General features: G+C 63.9%; 22 protein-coding genes and 1 other RNA gene. 11 read left to right on the top strand and 12 right to left on the bottom strand.

Going from position 1 to position 16298, the window contains the following annotated elements:
• Nucleotides 1-55: 55 nt before the first annotated feature.
• From SKP52_RS06960 to SKP52_RS06945, 5 genes are all read right to left on the bottom strand, one after another.
• The gene (locus SKP52_RS06960; protein ID WP_039573230.1) at nt 56-391 is read right to left on the bottom strand and encodes a YbaB/EbfC family nucleoid-associated protein; all 336 of its coding nucleotides are present in this window, start codon (nt 389-391) and stop codon (nt 56-58) included.
• Entirely contained in the window at nt 388-2106 is a 1719-nt protein-coding gene (locus tag SKP52_RS06955) for a DNA polymerase III subunit gamma/tau (protein WP_148309046.1), read from the bottom strand. Before SKP52_RS06955 ends, SKP52_RS06960 begins: the two co-directional genes overlap by 4 nt.
• 43 nt (nt 2107-2149) lie before the next feature.
• Nucleotides 2150-2247, bottom strand: an RNA gene (gene ffs, locus SKP52_RS25190) — signal recognition particle sRNA small type.
• 216 nt (nt 2248-2463) lie between these two features.
• Entirely contained in the window at nt 2464-2802 is a 339-nt protein-coding gene (locus tag SKP52_RS06950; protein WP_148309045.1) for a 2Fe-2S iron-sulfur cluster-binding protein, read from the bottom strand.
• Nucleotides 2799-3890 carry a cysteine desulfurase family protein gene (locus tag SKP52_RS06945; RefSeq protein ID WP_039573223.1) on the bottom strand — a complete coding sequence of 364 codons (1092 nt, stop codon included), beginning with the start codon at nt 3888-3890 and terminating at the stop codon, nt 2799-2801. The genes SKP52_RS06950 and SKP52_RS06945 overlap by 4 nt, the downstream gene beginning before the upstream one ends.
• A 140-nt stretch (nt 3891-4030) precedes the next feature.
• On the opposite strand from SKP52_RS06945, the gene SKP52_RS06940 reads away from it, so the two are divergent.
• Nucleotides 4031-4687, top strand: a complete 657-nt coding sequence (locus SKP52_RS06940; RefSeq protein ID WP_037510410.1) for an alpha/beta hydrolase — start codon at nt 4031-4033, stop codon at nt 4685-4687.
• Nucleotides 4688-4808: 121 nt separating this feature from the next.
• On the opposite strand, the gene SKP52_RS26660 is transcribed toward SKP52_RS06940, so the two are convergent.
• A complete protein-coding gene (locus tag SKP52_RS26660) occupies nt 4809-4973 on the bottom strand; it encodes a hypothetical protein (RefSeq protein ID WP_167702730.1) in 165 nt (54 codons plus the stop codon).
• Nucleotides 4974-5085: 112 nt separating this feature from the next.
• Between SKP52_RS26660 and rpiB the strand changes: the two genes are divergently transcribed.
• The 6 genes from rpiB to SKP52_RS06910 are packed head-to-tail and all read left to right on the top strand — an operon-like array spanning nt 5086 to nt 8511.
• Nucleotides 5086-5538: a ribose 5-phosphate isomerase B gene (rpiB, locus tag SKP52_RS06935; protein ID WP_039573220.1), complete on the top strand. Its 453-nt coding sequence runs from the start codon at nt 5086-5088 to the stop codon at nt 5536-5538.
• Nucleotides 5535-6842 (top strand): serine hydroxymethyltransferase, encoded by a 1308-nt coding sequence (gene glyA / locus SKP52_RS06930; protein ID WP_039573218.1) that lies wholly within the window; start codon nt 5535-5537, stop codon nt 6840-6842. Before rpiB ends, glyA begins: the two co-directional genes overlap by 4 nt.
• 4 nt (nt 6843-6846) lie before the next feature.
• Nucleotides 6847-7065: a hypothetical protein gene (locus SKP52_RS06925; protein WP_039573217.1), complete on the top strand. Its 219-nt coding sequence runs from the start codon at nt 6847-6849 to the stop codon at nt 7063-7065.
• 3 nt (nt 7066-7068) lie between these two features.
• A complete protein-coding gene (nrdR, locus tag SKP52_RS06920; RefSeq protein ID WP_039573215.1) occupies nt 7069-7533 on the top strand; it encodes a transcriptional regulator NrdR in 465 nt (154 codons plus the stop codon).
• Nucleotides 7530-8255 carry an RNA methyltransferase gene (locus tag SKP52_RS06915; protein ID WP_039573212.1) on the top strand — a complete coding sequence of 242 codons (726 nt, stop codon included), beginning with the start codon at nt 7530-7532 and terminating at the stop codon, nt 8253-8255. The genes nrdR and SKP52_RS06915 overlap by 4 nt, the downstream gene beginning before the upstream one ends.
• Nucleotides 8256-8283: 28 nt before the next feature.
• Nucleotides 8284-8511, top strand: a complete 228-nt coding sequence (locus SKP52_RS06910; protein WP_039573209.1) for a hypothetical protein — start codon at nt 8284-8286, stop codon at nt 8509-8511.
• 60 nt (nt 8512-8571) lie between these two features.
• Here SKP52_RS06910 and SKP52_RS26000 read toward each other — a convergent pair whose 3' ends face one another.
• A complete protein-coding gene (locus tag SKP52_RS26000; RefSeq protein ID WP_148309044.1) occupies nt 8572-8829 on the bottom strand; it encodes a hypothetical protein in 258 nt (85 codons plus the stop codon).
• Nucleotides 8830-8837: 8 nt separating this feature from the next.
• Nucleotides 8838-9167: a chorismate mutase gene (locus SKP52_RS06905; RefSeq protein WP_039573207.1), complete on the bottom strand. Its 330-nt coding sequence runs from the start codon at nt 9165-9167 to the stop codon at nt 8838-8840.
• A gap of 201 nt (nt 9168-9368) precedes the next feature.
• On the opposite strand from SKP52_RS06905, the gene rpsD reads away from it, so the two are divergent.
• Nucleotides 9369-9980, top strand: coding sequence for a 30S ribosomal protein S4 (gene rpsD / locus SKP52_RS06900; RefSeq protein WP_037510385.1), 612 nt, complete (start codon nt 9369-9371; stop codon nt 9978-9980).
• A 164-nt stretch (nt 9981-10144) separates the two neighbouring features.
• Here the strand turns inward: rpsD and SKP52_RS06895 are convergent, their stop codons facing one another.
• The 4 genes from SKP52_RS06895 to SKP52_RS06880 form a co-directional block, all read right to left on the bottom strand.
• The gene (locus SKP52_RS06895; RefSeq protein WP_228383851.1) at nt 10145-10765 is read right to left on the bottom strand and encodes a hypothetical protein; all 621 of its coding nucleotides are present in this window, start codon (nt 10763-10765) and stop codon (nt 10145-10147) included.
• A gap of 61 nt (nt 10766-10826) precedes the next feature.
• Complete coding sequence (locus SKP52_RS06890) at nt 10827-11582, bottom strand: CPBP family intramembrane glutamic endopeptidase (RefSeq protein WP_052207935.1); 756 nt, start codon at nt 11580-11582, stop codon at nt 10827-10829.
• A 4-nt stretch (nt 11583-11586) separates the two neighbouring features.
• Nucleotides 11587-12048 carry a hypothetical protein gene (locus SKP52_RS06885; protein ID WP_039573201.1) on the bottom strand — a complete coding sequence of 154 codons (462 nt, stop codon included), beginning with the start codon at nt 12046-12048 and terminating at the stop codon, nt 11587-11589.
• A 2-nt stretch (nt 12049-12050) separates the two neighbouring features.
• Entirely contained in the window at nt 12051-12434 is a 384-nt protein-coding gene (locus SKP52_RS06880) for a hypothetical protein (protein ID WP_148309042.1), read from the bottom strand.
• Between the two features lie 268 nt (nt 12435-12702).
• Between SKP52_RS06880 and SKP52_RS06875 the strand changes: the two genes are divergently transcribed.
• Genes SKP52_RS06875 through aguB form a run of 3 tightly spaced genes read left to right on the top strand, consistent with a single transcriptional unit; the run spans nt 12703 to nt 16297 of the window.
• Nucleotides 12703-14385, top strand: a complete 1683-nt coding sequence (locus SKP52_RS06875; RefSeq protein ID WP_039573197.1) for a M28 family metallopeptidase — start codon at nt 12703-12705, stop codon at nt 14383-14385.
• A 16-nt stretch (nt 14386-14401) separates the two neighbouring features.
• Nucleotides 14402-15385 (top strand): agmatine deiminase family protein, encoded by a 984-nt coding sequence (locus SKP52_RS06870; RefSeq protein WP_039573195.1) that lies wholly within the window; start codon nt 14402-14404, stop codon nt 15383-15385.
• Nucleotides 15386-15445: 60 nt separating this feature from the next.
• Entirely contained in the window at nt 15446-16297 is an 852-nt protein-coding gene (aguB, locus tag SKP52_RS06865) for an N-carbamoylputrescine amidase (protein ID WP_039573193.1), read from the top strand.
• Nucleotide 16298: the final 1 nt, after the last annotated feature.

Genomic DNA, 16298 nt, shown 5'->3' with positions numbered 1-16298 from the left:
CCTGATGCACCGTCGAGATCCCGGCCTTTCGCTGGGATGACCAACGGTGCGAAAATCAAAACGGCAGCTTGAAGCCAGGAGGCAGCGGCAGGCCGCTTGTCATCTTGCCCATTTCTTCGTTGCTCACCCGATCGGCCTTTTCGCGCGCATCGTTGAACGCGGCGGCGAGCAGGTCTTCGAGCATCTGTTTGTCTGCCGGGACGATCAGGCTGTCGTCGATGCTGATCGATTTGATCCGGCCCTTGGCGCTGGCCAGAATCTTCACCAGACCGCCGCCCGAGACACCCTCGACCTCGACACTGTCGAGCTTCGCCTGCGCCTCCTGCATCTGTGCCTGGACGGTTGCGGCAGCTTCCTGCGCCGCCTTCATCATTTCTTCGATCGATTTCATGGGTTCGACTTATGGCGGTTGTCGGCTCCGTCGACAAGCCTCGCGTCGGGAAAAGCGGCCAAAGCGGCCTTCACGACGGGCAATTCGCGGATTCGCGCGTCATTGTCGGCGAGCGCCGCGGCACGAATATTGCCAAGGCTTGGCCGCCCTTCACCCTCGCCTTCGCGCACCTGCCAGCGGCTGCCAGTCTGCGCGAGCAGCGCATCACCCAGATCGCGCGCAAAAGACGCGCCGAGCCCAGCAACCGGCGCAAAGACGAGATTGCCGGGTTCGAGGGTAATGATTCGCAAATGGTCGTAAACATCGACTGCAAGCCGATGATTTCCCGTGCTCTCAAGAAGCTGGTGAATCTGCGCAACGGTCAGCGCGGATGCCGGGGTATCTGCGCTTTCGGTCGCTGCCGCTTCGACCACAGCGACAGGTTCGACTGCCATGCTTTCCTGCGCGGCGGGTGCCGCCGGTGCGGCGAGCGGCATCGCCGGGACACCACCCTTTTCGAGCAATTTTGCCAGTTCGCCGGGATCGGGCATCGACGCCGCGTAGATCACGCGCAGCAGCAGCATTTCGAGATGCTCGAGCGGATTGGTCGCGCGCAGCACCTCGTCATGGCCCTTGAGCAATAGCTGCCAAAGCCGGTTGAGCGGCGCGAAACCGAGCTTTTTCGCCCAGTCGCCGATCCGTTCGCGGTCGGCCTCGGCGAGCGCGGGGTCGTCGTGGCGCGAGACCTTTGCCAGCGTGATCGCGTGGGTCAGGTCCATCAGCCCGCGCACCATCGCGACGGGTTCGATGCCGAGCGCATATTGGGCGCGCGCGAGGTCGATCGCGGCACCGGCATCGCCTTCGAGGATCGTCGCCATCAATTGCGCGATCGAGGAACGGTCGGACAGGCCGAGCATGACGCGCACCTGCGCCGCAGCGATTGTGCCGCCGCCATCAAGATCAGCGTGCGCGATCGCCTGATCGAGGATCGAGAGGCCGTCGCGCACCGATCCTTCGGCGGCGTTGGCGATCAGCCAGATCGCCGGCGCCTCGGCCTCGACGCCTTCCTTTTGAAGGATCGAGCTGAAATGCGCGAACAACATGTCGGGAGTGATGCGGCGCAGGTCGAAACGCTGGCAGCGCGACAGCACCGTCACGGGCACCTTGTTGACTTCGGTGGTCGCGAACAGGAATTTGACGTGCGGCGGCGGCTCTTCGAGCGTTTTCAGCAGCGCGTTGAAGGCGTTACGCGAGAGCATGTGCACTTCGTCGATGATGTAGATTTTGTAGCGCGCCGACACGGCGGCGTAGCGCACCGCCTCGATAATCTCGCGCACATCGTCGACGCCGGTGTTCGACGCCGCGTCCATTTCGATGACGTCGATATGGCGCCCTTCGGTGATCGCCCGGCACGGTTCGCACACGCCGCACGGGTCGATCGTCGGCCCGCCCTGCCCGTCGGGGCCGATGCAGTTGAGCGCCTTGGCGATCAGGCGCGCGGTCGACGTCTTGCCGACCCCGCGCACCCCGGTCATCAGGAAGGCATGCGCCAGCCGGTCACGCGCGATCGCGTTGCCGAGCGTGCGCACCATTGCATCCTGACCGATCAGTTCGGCAAAGGTTTGCGGGCGATATTTGCGCGCGAGGACGCGGTATGGGCCGGATGACGGCTGCGGCGCCATCTCGGGCAGGTCCATTCCCAGCATCGGGGTTTCGTCGTCGGCGGAATCGCTCATGGCCCCGTCTTAGGGGCGCGCCGCGGTCTTGTCGAAGGGGGAAATGGGTGGAAGCCGGAACGACCCGCGGCGAATTCGTTGCGGCTGCTTCCTTCCGGACCTGACCGGGTTGGCGAAGACCACGTCCGCCCGACTTCCGCGGCGCATATGGCGGCGCGCGACGGGAAATGCAAGCACTGGCCCCGTCGAAAGGCGTTATGGCTGTTTTAGGGTGGGACGCAGACTTCCCCACATTCGTCATTCCCGCGAAAGCGGGAACCCAGGGGCTAAACCAGCCGACGGACGCTCTGGGTCCCCGCTTTCGCGGGGATGACGAAATATTAGAATGGAGCGACCGCAACCGGTCGCAATCACCCGTCAGCGCGGCCCCTGCATGTTGCGGCTTTCGGCGGGGATATGCACCGTCAGACCAGCTAGCGCCTCGGTCAGCACGATCTGGCACGACAGCCGACTGGTCCGCCGCACTCCGGCAGCGAGGTCGAGCATATCCTCTTCCATCTCGCTCGCGGGCGGCAGGCGGTCGAAATCCTCTTTTGCCACGATGACGTGGCAGGTCGAGCAAGCCATCTGGCCCTCGCATGTCCCTTCGAGCGGCATCATATGCGCCTGCGCGATGTCGAGCAGGATTGACCCCGGTTCGGCCTCGGCCTCGGTGCGCGCTTTGCCGTCGGCGTGGATGAAGGTGACGCGCATCAGTTGACCCCCTGCAATCGCGCGGCGTCCTTGATCGCGTTCAGCCCGTCGCGCAAATCCTGTTCGCTGGTGTAGCGCCCCCAGCCGAGGCGGATCGAGGCGCGGGCATCGGCCTCGCTCACCCCCATCGCGCGCAGCACATGGCTGACCTTGCCTGACCCGCTACCGCATGCGCTGCCAAGCGAAAAGGCGATTTCGCGCGCATCGGACATCAGACGCAGCCCGTTCACGCCTTCGCGCCGGATATTGAGATTGCCGTGGTAGCGGCGGGCCGCATCGCCGTTGATCGTCCATTCGGGGAGCAGGTCGCGCGCGAGCGACCAGAGGCGTTCGACATGCGCCGCGTCCGCGTCGAACCGTTCGGCCGCCAGCGCCGCCGCTACGCCGAAACCCGCGCATAGCGCGGGCGAGACAGTGCCCGAACGCATCCCCTGTTCCTGCGCTCCGCCGAACATCAGCGGCGGCAGGTCGATACCGTCCTTCACCCACAGCGCGCCGACGCCTTTGGGGCCGTGAATCTTGTGCGCCGAGATAGCGATCAGATCGGCATCGCCGGGGATGGCAACGCGGCCATAGCCCTGCACCGCGTCGCAGAGCAGCAGGCTGTTTTTCGCATGCGCCGCGGCGGCGAAATCGGCGACGGGCTGGATAGTCCCGACCTCATTGTTCACCAGCATCGTTGCCACGATTCCGTTCTCGGGGATCGACGCACCCTCGGGCGGCAGTGCCAGCCCCGCGCCATCGACCGGCAGGATGGTCGCATTCAGCCTTTCGAGGCACTGGAGCGACCCGGCATGCTCGATGCTCAGCCCCGCGACTCCGCCGGGCATGACCTCCGCGCCGCGAAACAGCGCCCAATTGAGCGCCTCGGTCGCGCCCGAGGTGAAGAAGACGCGCCCGTCCTTCGGCAGCAGCGCCGCGACCTGGTCGCGCGCGACCTCGACCGCCGCCGCCGCCGCGCGCCCGCCTTTGTGCGTGCTCGCGGGGTTCGCAAAACCGATGCCTTCCCCCGGCCCCTCCAGCCAGCGCAACATCGCCTCGCGCGCTTCGGGAGCGAGCGGCGTGGTGGCTTGGTAATCGAGGTAAATCATCCGGCGGACAGATCCTTGTTGCGATCGATTCGCAAAAGTTGCAACATGCTACGCAATTTCTATATAGGCGCCATCTTCGCTCCGCCACCCTGCCAACCCGGCGATTCGGCGGCCAGCCATAAAAGATAAGAGGTGCTCCCATGCCCGACGTGATTTTTCCCGGCCCCGAAGGCCGCATCGAAGGCCGTTTCTCGCCCCCGCCGCGCCCGCGCGCGCCCGTGGCGCTGATCCTCCACCCGCACCCTCAGGGCGGCGGCACGATGAACGACCGCATCACCCAGGCGATGTACAAGAGTTTCGTCGCGCGCGGCTTCGCGGTGCTGCGCTTCAACTTCCGCGGCGTCGGCCGTAGCCAGGGCACGTTCGACAACGGCATTGGCGAACTCTCCGATGCCGCGTCGGCGCTCGACTGGGTGCAGTCAATCCACCCCGAGGCGCAGACGACCTGGATCGCGGGCTTCAGCTTCGGCGCGTGGATCGGGATGCAGCTGTTGATGCGCCGCCCAGAAATCCGCGGCTTCCTTTCGGTCGCGCCGCCGGCGAACATGTACGACTTCAGCTTCCTCGCGCCCTGCCCCTCATCAGGCATCATCGTCGCGGGCGGGCAGGACGAGATCGTGCCGCCGTCGGCGGTGCAGAAGCTGGTCGACAAGCTGCGCACCCAAAAGGGTATCACCATCCATCACGACGAGATCCCGCGCGCCAATCACTTCTTCGAGCATGAGCTCGACCAGCTGATGAAGTCGCTCGACAACTATCTGGATATGCGGCTCGCGCCCGATTCGCCGATCCGCTGAAGATAACGATCCTCCCTGTGGCGAAGCCATGGGGAGGTGGCAGCGCGAAGCGCTGACGGAGGGGCCAATGGCGCAATGCCGCGGCCCCTCCACCACCGCTGCGCAGCAGGGAGGATCAAGATTATTGCACCGGCACCAGCCAGATCGCGACATTCGCGAACATCACGAGCGCCGCGACGAGCATCAGCAGCGCGCGGCGGCGATCGCCCCTACGAAAAACCAGGACGGCGCCGCCCGTCAGCAGCACGCCGGTCAGCATCAGGATGGACATAATCGTGTCGGACATAGGGCGGCTTTATCGGGGACGTCACAAATTTGCCACCTCGCTTATGGCCAATCCGCGCGGCTTCGCCTAAAGGGCCGACATCGATTCCCTTAGACCCCGCGGGAGCCGCACCATGCGCATCGCCATCGCCTCCGACCACGCCGCTTATGAGCTGAAAGCCGTGCTTGCCGACTGGCTGCGCGAAAAGGGGCATGAGGTCGAGGATCTTGGCACCAACGGCCCCGAAAGCGTCGATTATCCCGATTATGGCTACAAACTAGGCAAAGCGATCGCCGATGGCGGCGCGGAACGCGGCGTTGCCCTCTGCGGATCAGGCATCGGCATTTCGATCTCGGTCAACCGCAACCCTGCGGCGCGCTGCGCCCTCGTGTCCGAACCCTTGTCGGCGAAGCTCGCGCGCGAGCATAATGACGCGAATGTCATCGCAATGGGCGCACGCCTGACCGGCATCGACATGGCGAAGGCGTGCCTCGACGCCTTCCTGACCACTGATTTCGCCGGCGATCGCCACGCGCGACGCGTCGACAAGCTTTCGAATCCGCCTCAACTGGAGACCAGCCGATGACCACAGACACGCTCGCAAAGCCCATCAAATCGGCCGGCTATTTCACCGATGGCGTCGGCACGGTCGATCCCGCAGTCGCGGCGGCGATGAAGCATGAACTCGAACGCGAACAATATCAGATCGAACTGATCGCGAGCGAGAATATCGTCTCGAAGGCGGTGCTCGAAGCGCAGGGTTCGGTGTTCACCAACAAATATGCCGAGGGTTACCCCGGCCGCCGTTACTATCAGGGTTGCGCGCCGTCGGACGAGGTCGAAACCCTCGCGATCGACCGCGCCAAGCAGCTGTTCGATTGCGGCTATGCCAATGTCCAGCCGCATTCGGGCGCTCAGGCGAACGGCGCGGTGATGCTCGCGCTGACCAAGCCCGGCGCGACGATCCTCGGCATGAGCCTCGACGCCGGCGGCCACCTGACCCACGGCGCGCCGCCCGCCATGTCGGGCAAATGGTTCAACGCGGTGCAATATGGCGTGCGCGCAGACGATCATCTCGTCGACTTCGATCAGGTCGAGGCGCTGGCGAAGGAACATCGCCCCGCGCTCATCATCGCGGGCGGCTCGGCCTATCCGCGCACGCTCGATTTCGCGCGCTTCCGCAAGATTGCCGACGATGTCGGCGCGCTGCTGATGGTCGACATGGCGCATTTTGCGGGCCTCGTCGCCGGCGGCGTCCATCCCTCGCCGATGGAACATGCGCATGTCGTCACGACGACGACGCACAAGACGCTGCGAGGGCCGCGCGGCGGCATGATCCTGACCAATGACGACGCGATCGCCAAGCGCATCAATTCGGCGGTCTTCCCCGGTCTGCAGGGCGGCCCGCTGATGCACGTCATCGCCGCCAAGGCGGTGGCGTTCGGCGAAGCTTTGCGCCCCGAGTTCAAGGATTATGCCAAGGCGACCGTCGCCAATGCGCAGGCACTGGCCGGCCGCCTCAAGGACCGTGGCGCCGATGTCGTCGCGGGCGGCACCGACACGCATCTGGCGCTGATCGACCTCCGCCCGCTCGGCGTCACCGGCCGCGACGCCGACGAGGCGCTCGAACGCAGCGCGATCACTTGCAACAAGAACGGCATTCCGTTTGACCCGCTGCCGCCGGTGAAGACGAGCGGCATCCGCGTCGGATCGCCCGCCGGCACGACGCGCGGCTTCGGCATCGCCGAATTCGAGGAAATCGGCGATATGGTCGCCGATGTGCTCGAGGCCCTGCGCGACAAGGGCGAGCATGGCGACGCCGATGTCGAGGCGAATGTCCGCGGCCGCGTCCGCGCGCTGTGCGAACGCTTCCCCATCTATCAGGGATAAGGCGATGGCGCGGCAGCACCCCGAGGAACCGACGCTGGTCGAGATGACGATCGAAGAGGTCAAGGCGATGGGCAAGCAAGGTCTGGCCCATCCCTCCACGCGCCCGGTGCTGACCGGCGGCGTCGTGGGCGCCGTCATTGGCGCTGTGCTCCCCGTCGTCAGCTGGCCGGCCGGCCTTCTCGCCGGCGCCGCCGTCGCGCTATACAGCCGGGTGAAACGCTAGCCCATGCGTTGTCCCTATTGCGGCCATGAAGACAGCCAGGTGAAGGACAGCCGTCCGACCGAGGACGGCGCCGCGATTCGCCGCCGCCGCCAGTGCGAGGATTGCGGCGCGCGCTTCACGACCTTCGAACGCATCCAGCTTCGCGAAGTTGGGGTAACCAAGGCCGACGGCCGCCGCGAACCGTTCGATCGCGAGAAATTGATGCGCAGCATCCAGATCGCGTGCCGCAAGCGGCCGATCGACGGCGCGCGCATCGAACGGCTGGTGTCGGGCATCCAGCGCCAGCTCGAAACCTCGGGCGAGAGCGAAGTCCAGGCACAGCAGATCGGCGGCATGGTGATGGAAGCGCTGAAAGGTTTCGATAGCGTTGCCTATATCCGCTTTGCCAGCGTCTACCGCGAATTCACCGAGGCCAAGGATTTCGAGGAATTCGCGTCGTCGGTAACCGAAGCAGCGCATAAAAATTGAGCGCAGCCCTGCCCCCTGTCATCGTCCTCGTCCGTCCGCAGCTTGGTGAGAATATCGGCAAGGCGGCGCGTGCGATGCTTAATTTCGGGCTGACCGAACTCCGCCTCGTCACCCCGCGCGACGGCTGGCCCAATCCCGACGCCGGCCCGGCATCGGCGGGTGCCGACATCGTGCTCGCCGAGGCAGAGGTTTTCGGCAGCCTCGCCGATGCGGTCGCCGACTGCACGACCATCTATGCCACCACCGTGCGCAAGCGGGGTGTGATGAAACCCGTACTGACCCCCGAAGCGGCAGCGCGCGAGGTTCATGCGAGCGCGGGCCGCTCGGCCTATGTGTTCGGCGCCGAACGCTCGGGCCTCGAAACCGACGATGTCGCGCTCGCGCACGCAATCGTCACGGTGCCGATCAACCCCGAATTCGCGTCGCTCAACCTGGCGCAAGCCGTCATCCTGCTCGCCTATGAATGGTCGAAGGGCATCGCGCTTGCCAGCCCGCCCGAGGTGCCGCTCGATCCACCGGCACCGCACGCCGAACTGGAAGAATTCATCCAGCATCTCACGCGCGATCTCGACGCGAGCGGCTATTTCGTCCCGCCCGAGCGGACCGAGGCGACGCTGCGCACCTTGCGGACCGCACTGACCAAAACGGGCTGGTCACACAATGATATCAGGATGATGCACGGCATCATAACCGCTCTTGGCAGGACGCCCCGGCCGCGATAACGGGTAAGTCCCCTCGCTGGAGACGATCATGCTGACCCTGGTACTCACCCTCGCTCTTTCCGCCGCCACACCCGAAGCAGCGGCCCAGGCGCAGACGACGAGCGAAACGAAACCCGCAAAGCCGAAAATGGTGTGCCGCGCCAACAAGAGCACCGGATCGCGCCTCAAAAGCCGTATCTGCAAGACGCAGGAAGAATGGGACGGCCAGCCGACCAATATCCGCAACGACGCGCGCCTGTCCGGCGCCGGCAATTGAACGCCCGCCCGCGAAATATCAGGCAATAGCTTGGCCTCTTGGCGGGAGCAATAAACCTCTCTAGAAGGCCGCATCCTTTTGAAGGGCGAATAGATCCATGATTTCCGCAATAGTTTCCATCGCCTTGGCGGTGACTTCCGCCAATGCGGCCGGTACGACCCCGGCGAAACCGGCAAAACCCAAAAAAGTCTGTGAGAAAGTGGAATCGACCGGCAGCGCCGTGCCCAAGCGCGTGTGCCGCACGGTCGTCGAACCCGTGAAGCCGAAGGAAGAGGCGACGCAAGCCGTTGCCGACGCGCCGACGGCCGGCTCCACCAACTAGACGATCAACTGTCGGTGCGCAGGCGGTCCCAGCGGGCCGCCTCATAGGCGATCGATTGTTCGACGAGTTCGTTCCACACGGCACGCAGCCGCTCGGGTTCCAGCCCCGCAGCTTCGGCTTCGCGCGCGACATTGTCGATCACCTCTGCCTTACGTGCCTCGTCGCGGACGGCAGTGCGGTCGGTCTTGATGCGCGCCGCGGCGTCCATATAGCCGAAACGACGGACGAGCAGCGCGACGAGTTCGCGATCGACCTGGTCGACCCCGGCGCGGACTTCGATCATCGTTTCGCAGTCTTCGGGAAGTTTGGCTTCGGGAAGTTTGGCGGACGTCATGCGCGCTGCCTTTAACGGCTTTTTCCATTCTGTCGAGCGGGGCCTTGAGCGCTTGACTTTGCGCCGCCTCCCGTCTAACCGCGCGCCTTCGCAATGGACCCCGCACCCCGGTGAAGCGGCGGTCGCATATGGCATCTCGTCCATATGGTGCGACCCGGGAACCGCCGAAATCCTTCGGCACACAGCATATTGGAGACGACAATGTCGAAGCGCCAGAGCGCCAAGTATAAACTCGACCGCCGGATGGGTGAAAACATCTGGGGTCGCCCGAAGAGCCCCGTAAACCGCCGCGAATATGGCCCCGGCCAGCATGGTCAGCGCCGTAAGGGCAAGATGTCCGACTTCGGCATCCAGCTCCGCGCGAAGCAGAAGCTGAAGGGCTATTACGGCGACATCACCGAAAAGCAGTTCAAGAAGAACTATTTCGAAGCATCGCGCATGAAGGGCGACACCGGCCAGAACCTGATCGGCCTGCTCGAGCGCCGCCTCGACGCCGTCGTCTATCGCTCGAAGTTCACGCCGACGATCTTCTCGGCGCGCCAACTCGTCAGCCACGGTCACGTCTATGTGAACGGCGTGAAGTGCAACGTCGCCAGCCGCCTTGTGAAGCCGGGCGACGAAGTCACCCTCGGCAAGAAGGCACAGGAAATGGCGCTGGTCGCCGAGGCGCAGAGCCTGCCCGAGCGCGACCTTCCCGAATATCTGTCGGTTGACGGCACCAAGTCGACCTATGTCCGCGTCCCGACGCTCGACGAAGTGCCCTATCCGGTGAAGATGGAACCGAACCTGGTCGTCGAATTCTATTCGCGCTGATCGGGTTTCGACCACGGAGGTTTCAAAGGGGCGGTCCGGCAACGGGCCGCCCTTTTTCGTCGAACGAGAGGATGTGGGGCGATGCCAGACAGAGGCGGACTTGCTTTCCCAGCGTCGCTTCTGGTCAAAGTCAGGCAGCCATCCTCAGCAAATTTCTGCTTTGATCATGTCGCAATAACGATCCCTACTCCGAAAAAGATGACCAGGCTTTCGATCAATGCAAGGCCAACGTCGAGCAGCGACCGTCCGAGCGATTGTTCGAGCTGCCTGCTGAACCATCGCACTTCGACAATGGCCAAGAACAGGACCGCAAAGCCGAAAAGGACGGACCCGAATATCTTCTGCGGCGTTTCCGGCTGGAACAGCAGCGACGTTCCCAGTGTGAATGCAAGGGCGACCGGGGCAAGCGCGAGGCACTGCGCGTAAAATGGAGCTTTCAAGGTGTCGCGGTCCAGGTCGAAATCGCTGCGCCTGACATAGCGCGTGGCGAGAATGAGCGGGAACAGGCCGAACAAGAGAATGCGAAGCATCAGGAGCGTGGTGTTATCGTCGATCAGCGAAGCCAGCCCCTTGTCGCTTTTAACCAGCGGGTTGGTACCGTGAAGCGCGATATCTACGACCTGCCCGATCAACACCGCCAGAATCAGCATGATGGGCGGACTGACCGTCGCTCGAAATTGCTGGCCTTCCGGCAATTGGAGCTGTTCGAAAGCATAGGTCATCGTGGCAAGGGGACGCCGGATCGTGCGCCATAAAGTCACGGGAAAGAAGATGATCCAGCTCATCAGCTCGTAGAGAAGTTCGTCGAGCGAATTCAGGAAATTGAGGAAATGCAATTTTAGGCCCTTAATGTGGCGATGCGATACGGCGCTCGTGACGGAGGACGGCGATTACAGCAATGATCGCGAGAAAATAGGTCCCGAACTGCATCACAGGAGAGAGCGCCGGCCGTTGCCCCACCGCCTGCACGCTGAACGAAGTAAAGTCCCACGCCCCGTGCATCAGCATCGGCAGCCATATGCTTCCGCTGACCCGGCGCAAAACATAGAAAGCGCCGCCCATCAGCGCGGCGAACAGGCATTGAATAAGGCTTGCGAAGAGTGGAATGCCGAAAAGCGCGTTGGGAATATGCATCGCTCCGAAAAGCAGCGACGACAAAAGGCAGACGCGCACCTCGTTCGCCGTCGATCCGCGTAATCCGGTCACCAGCACACCGCGCGCCAAAAGCTCTTCGTTGAAACCGACCAATATGCCTGCAAGGACGAGGGTCGTCAGATGCGCGGGCGAAAAGGAATGCCAATCTGTCGCAGTGCTGTTCACCAGCACCATACCGATCATTCCGGACAGGACCAAAAGCAGCGCCCATGGCGGCCCACCCCTGCGGCCTTCGCCGAGCGCCGGTTTCCACCATCCGAACCAGGAAACGCTCGACGCCATGAAGAACGCGCCGAGACCAAGGGGAATGACGAGGCTCGCAAATGCCACGCGATCGGACACCATGTCCGTATAGCGTGCGCCAACTGCGCCCCACGTCGCAAATATGATCGCGTTGTAGACGAGATAGACGCAGACGGCCGGTTTCCAGTTCGGCCGGACGCGCACGCCTCTATTTCGTCCAGACCAGGTTGGTGGCCTTTCCGGCGGCGCGCTCGTCACCAGCCGCTTTGCAAAAGGCAGGATGATCATTGGCAGAAATGGCGATCTGGGCGCCGAACGCCATTCCCAGTGCCAGCGTTGCCTTCCTTTCGATTTCCGCACGCTGGCCGGAATCAAGGCTGCGCGGTTTCCCTGCCTGGTCGTCGTAGATCAGATCGAATTCGTTCTGAAACGCCGCCGGATCGATTTCAAAGCCGTCGCAAACCGCGGCTACGGCCTGCTGATGGCCGAGCGCCTGCAGCATCGCGACTTGGCCCTCGTCAAATGCGTCGCCTAGCAACGAACGGATCGCATCTGTGGCGGCCAGATCCATCTTCACGGTGATCGGCGCGGGCGCGGGTGCCTTTGCGTGGGAGACCGCGACGGGCGCGGTCGTCAATGCGACAGCGAGAACCAAATTTCGTACGGTCATCGTCAATACCCCCGGCGATGCGGATCGTAGCCGAACTGGCTTTCCGTCCAGCCGTAGGAGAATTGATCGCGAACGAAGCAACGTCGTTCGCTCCGGTAACAACTCACGTCCCGCGATGGCGAAAAATAATCGCTGCCATAGCTGTTGCCATAGCCGTAGCGATAAGCGTCGCGCTGCTCCTCTGCCTTACGCTTCTTCTTCGCAGATATGGCGGCCGCTATTCCCACGATGCCGATCGCAAGCGCAGCGCCCGCGGCGGCGTCACCATCGCGATCGTGATGACGATGATCGTCGTGCCAATCGTCATGCCTTCGGGCGAAGGCCGGCGCGGGGAGTAACAAGGCGGCGACGACGGCCGCGCCGAGAAAACGGGAACGCAGCATCACAGTAAGCCCCTGCTGTTGCGCCGCAAATAAAACATGATTCGGAATCTTTTGAAAGGAAATTCCGGGTCGCCGGTAACTTGCAGTCGTCTTGTCTCGCCGATTGCAGGTCGGTTCGCTGAATCATATGGTTCCGAAGGACGGCTGGATATGGCATCGCACGGAACCGGCCGAACCGACGTTGAACTCCCGGTTCCCCGGCGCTTGCATCCCCTTCCCCGCGCTGGCACAAGCCCGCTCGCCCGCAAATGAAACTTTCCGAGGAATTTCCATGCTTCGTTTCCCCCGAACGACCGCAGCCGTTGCTGTTCTCCTGACCGTTGCCGCGTGCAACACCTCCGACAAGGCGGCGACGTCGGCCACCGCCATCCCCGACGTCCAGATCCCCGAACTGTCGCTCGCGACCTTGCAGGAAGTGACCAAGGAACTGTCGTCGGACGCCTATGAAGGCCGCGCCCCCGGCACGCCCGGCGAGGAAAAGACCGTCGCCTATATCATCAAGAAATATGAGGAAGCGGGGCTGAAGCCCGGCAACAACGGCAAGTGGACGCAGGACGTGCCGCTGGTCGAAATCACCGCGAAAAATGCGACGCCGCTCACCTTCACCGGCGGCAAGACCCCGGTGACTGCGCAATATGCAAAGGACTATGTCGCGTTCAGCTATCGCGTCCAGCCCAAGACCGCGGTCAAGGACAGCGACGTCGTCTTCGTCGGCTATGGCATCAACGCCCCCGAAAAGGGCTGGAACGACTATGCCGGGCTCGATGTGAAGGGAAAGACCGTCGTCGTCCTCGTCAACGATCCCGACTGGCAGACCAAGGAAGCCAAGGGCGAATTCAACGGCCGCGCGATGACCTATTATGGCCGCTGGTCGTATAAATATGAAGAAGCCGCGCGCCAGGGCGCCGCGGCGGTGCTGATCGTCCACGACACCGAACCCGCCGCTTATGGCTGGAACGTCGTGGAAAGCAGCAACACGGGCACGCAATATCTCGCCGAAAGCAAGGACGGCGGCGCGAAGGAAACCGTCGCCAACGGCTGGATCCAGCTCGCCAAGGCGAAGGAACTCTTCGCGAGCGCGGGACAGGATTTCGACAAGCTGCGCGAGGCCGCGAAGAAGAAGGGGTTCAAGCCCGTCGCGCTGACCGGCGTGAAGGCCAATTTCGGCTTCGACAATGACATTTCGAAAAAGATGTCGCGCAACGTCATCGGCGTGCTGCCGGGTGCCAAGCGTCCCGACGAATATGTGCTCTACACCGGCCATTGGGATCACCTTGGCCGCTGCACGCCCGTCGATGGCGACGATATCTGCAACGGCGCGGTCGACAATGCGAGCGGCATCGCGGGTCTGGTGACGCTGGCGCAGGCCTTCCACAAGGCGGGCGCGCCCGACCGCAGCATCGTCTTCCTGGCGGTGACCGCCGAAGAATCGGGCCTGCTCGGTTCGAAATATTATGCCGAAAACCCGGTCTTCCCGCTCGCGCAGACGGTCGGCGGCGTGAACATGGACGCATTGAATGCAATCGGCCCCGCGAAGGACATCGTCGTCGTCGGCGGCGGCAAGTCCGAACTCGACGCCTATGTCGAAAAGCTCGCGAAGATGGAGGGCCGCACGGTCAAGGCCGAGCCGACCCCCGAAAAGGGCTTCTATTACCGTTCGGACCACTTCAGCTTCGCCAAGCTGGGCGTGCCTATGTTCAACTTCGGCAGCGGCGACGAACTCGTCGAGGGCGGCGTCGAGGCCGGCAAGAAAGCGGCCGAAGATTATGAAACGAACCGCTATCACGCACCGGGCGACGAATATGAGGCGATCACGAACTGGGGCGGCATGATGTCGGACCTGCGCCTCTATTACGCCGCGGGCCGCATGCTTGCGATGACCGACGCATGGCCGAACTGGGTCGAAGGCGACGAATTCCGCGCCGCCCGCGACAAGTCGCGCGCCGGCAAGTAAGCGGAAAAAGGCGCCCATGACGCTGAAAATGCCTGCCGAATGGGCGCCGCACGACGCCGTCTGGATCGGTTTCCCGCACCTCGCCGAGGAGTGGGCGGGTGCGATCGACGAGGGACGGCGCGATGTCGCCGCCTTCGCCAACGCCGTCCATGACGGCGGCCGCGGCGAGGAAGTGCGGCTCGTGGTCAACGATGCGCGGCAGGCCGATACCGCCGCCGCGCTCGTCGATCCGGGCGTGCGCATCCTGATCCAGCCCTTGGGCGACATCTGGCTGCGCGACACCGGGCCGATCATCGCCGGAACGGGCGCGGCCCGCCGGGCGCGCAATTTCGAATTCAACTGGTGGGGCGAGAAATTCGTCATGCCGGGCGATCAGGAAGTCGGCGCCGCGCTGGCCGCCGGATCGGGCCTGCCGGTCGACGATCAGGACTGGGTGCTCGAGGGCGGCGGCATCGACGTCGACGGCACCGGGCTCTGCGTCACCACCGAGGAATGCCTGCTCAACACCAACCGTAATCCGACGCTGACGCGCGAAGATATCGCGGTGCGGCTCCACCAGTCGCTCGGGATCGACCGGCTGCTGTGGCTCGGCAACGGGCTGGTCGGCGATCATACCGACGGCCATGTCGACAATCTGGCGCGTTTCGTCGGCGAAGGGCGGCTCGCGCTGCCCGTCGCGACGGGAAATGACGACCCCAACGCACATGTCTACGCCGACGCCCGCGCGCGGACCGCGGCGTTCGGCGGGGTCGAAATCGTCGACCTGCCCTCACCCGGCCGCGTCGAAGTGGGCGGCGAGATCGCGGCGGCGAGCTATATGAACTTCTATATCGGCAACAGCGTCGTCGTGGTGCCGACCTATGGCGTCGCCAACGATAAGGCCGCGGTCGACACGCTCGCCGCGCTCTTCCCCGACCGCCGCGCCGTTGGGGTGCCCGCGCGCGGGATCATCGTCGGCGGCGGCAGCTTCCATTGCTCGAGCCAACAGCTTCCGGCCTAGTATCGGGCGCGAAGCCCCCTATATTCCGGCTCGATTCTGAGCCCATCACGGACCCGCCCCATGACCCGCACCATCACCGTCGCCGCGCTGCAACTCGCCCTGCCCGGCCCCGTCCAGCCCAATATCGACGCCGTCACCGCGCTCGTCGAGGAGGCGGCCGCAAAAGGCGCGCAGGTCATCCTGCCCCCCGAACTCTTCGAAGGCCCCTATTTCTGCCAGGTCGAGGATGAGGAATTGTTCGCGTCGGCGCGCCCGACCGCCGAGCATCCGAGCGTCGTGGCAATGCAGGCGCTCGCGGCGAAATTGAAGGTCGCGATCCCGACCAGCTATTTCGAAAAGGACGGGCCGCACTATTATAACACGCTCGCGATGATCGGCCCCGACGGCGCGATCATGGGGACGTACCGCAAGAGCCACATCCCCGACGGCCCCGGCTATGAAGAGAAATATTATTTCCGACCCGGCAACACCGGCTTCAAGGTGTGGGACGTCTTCGGCACCCGCATCAGTGTCGGCGTCTGCTGGGACCAATGGTATCCCGAATGCGCGCGCGCGATGGCGCTGATGGGCGCGGAATTGCTCTTCTACCCCACCGCGATCGGCAGCGAACCCTATGACGCCGATCTCGACACCAGCCGCATGTGGCGCCGCGCGATGCAGGGCCATGCGGTGTCGAACTGCATGCCGGTGATCGCGTCGAACCGCATCGGAACCGAGGGCGACGCCAATTTCTATGGCCACAGCTTCATCACCGACGAATGGGGCGACCTGACACAGGAATTTGGCGCTGCCGAAACGGGCGTCCTCGTCGAGACGATCGACCTCGACCGCGCTGCCAAGCACCGCGCCGGCATGGGCTTCTTTCGCGACCGCCGGCCGCAACTTTACGGGCGGCTCGTCGAGGACATCTGAG

Origin of the sequence: Sphingopyxis fribergensis, from assembly GCF_000803645.1 — a bacterium.
Taxonomy (GTDB): Bacteria; Pseudomonadota; Alphaproteobacteria; order Sphingomonadales; family Sphingomonadaceae; genus Sphingopyxis; species Sphingopyxis fribergensis.
This window is presented reverse-complemented; position numbering and strand designations above follow the sequence as displayed.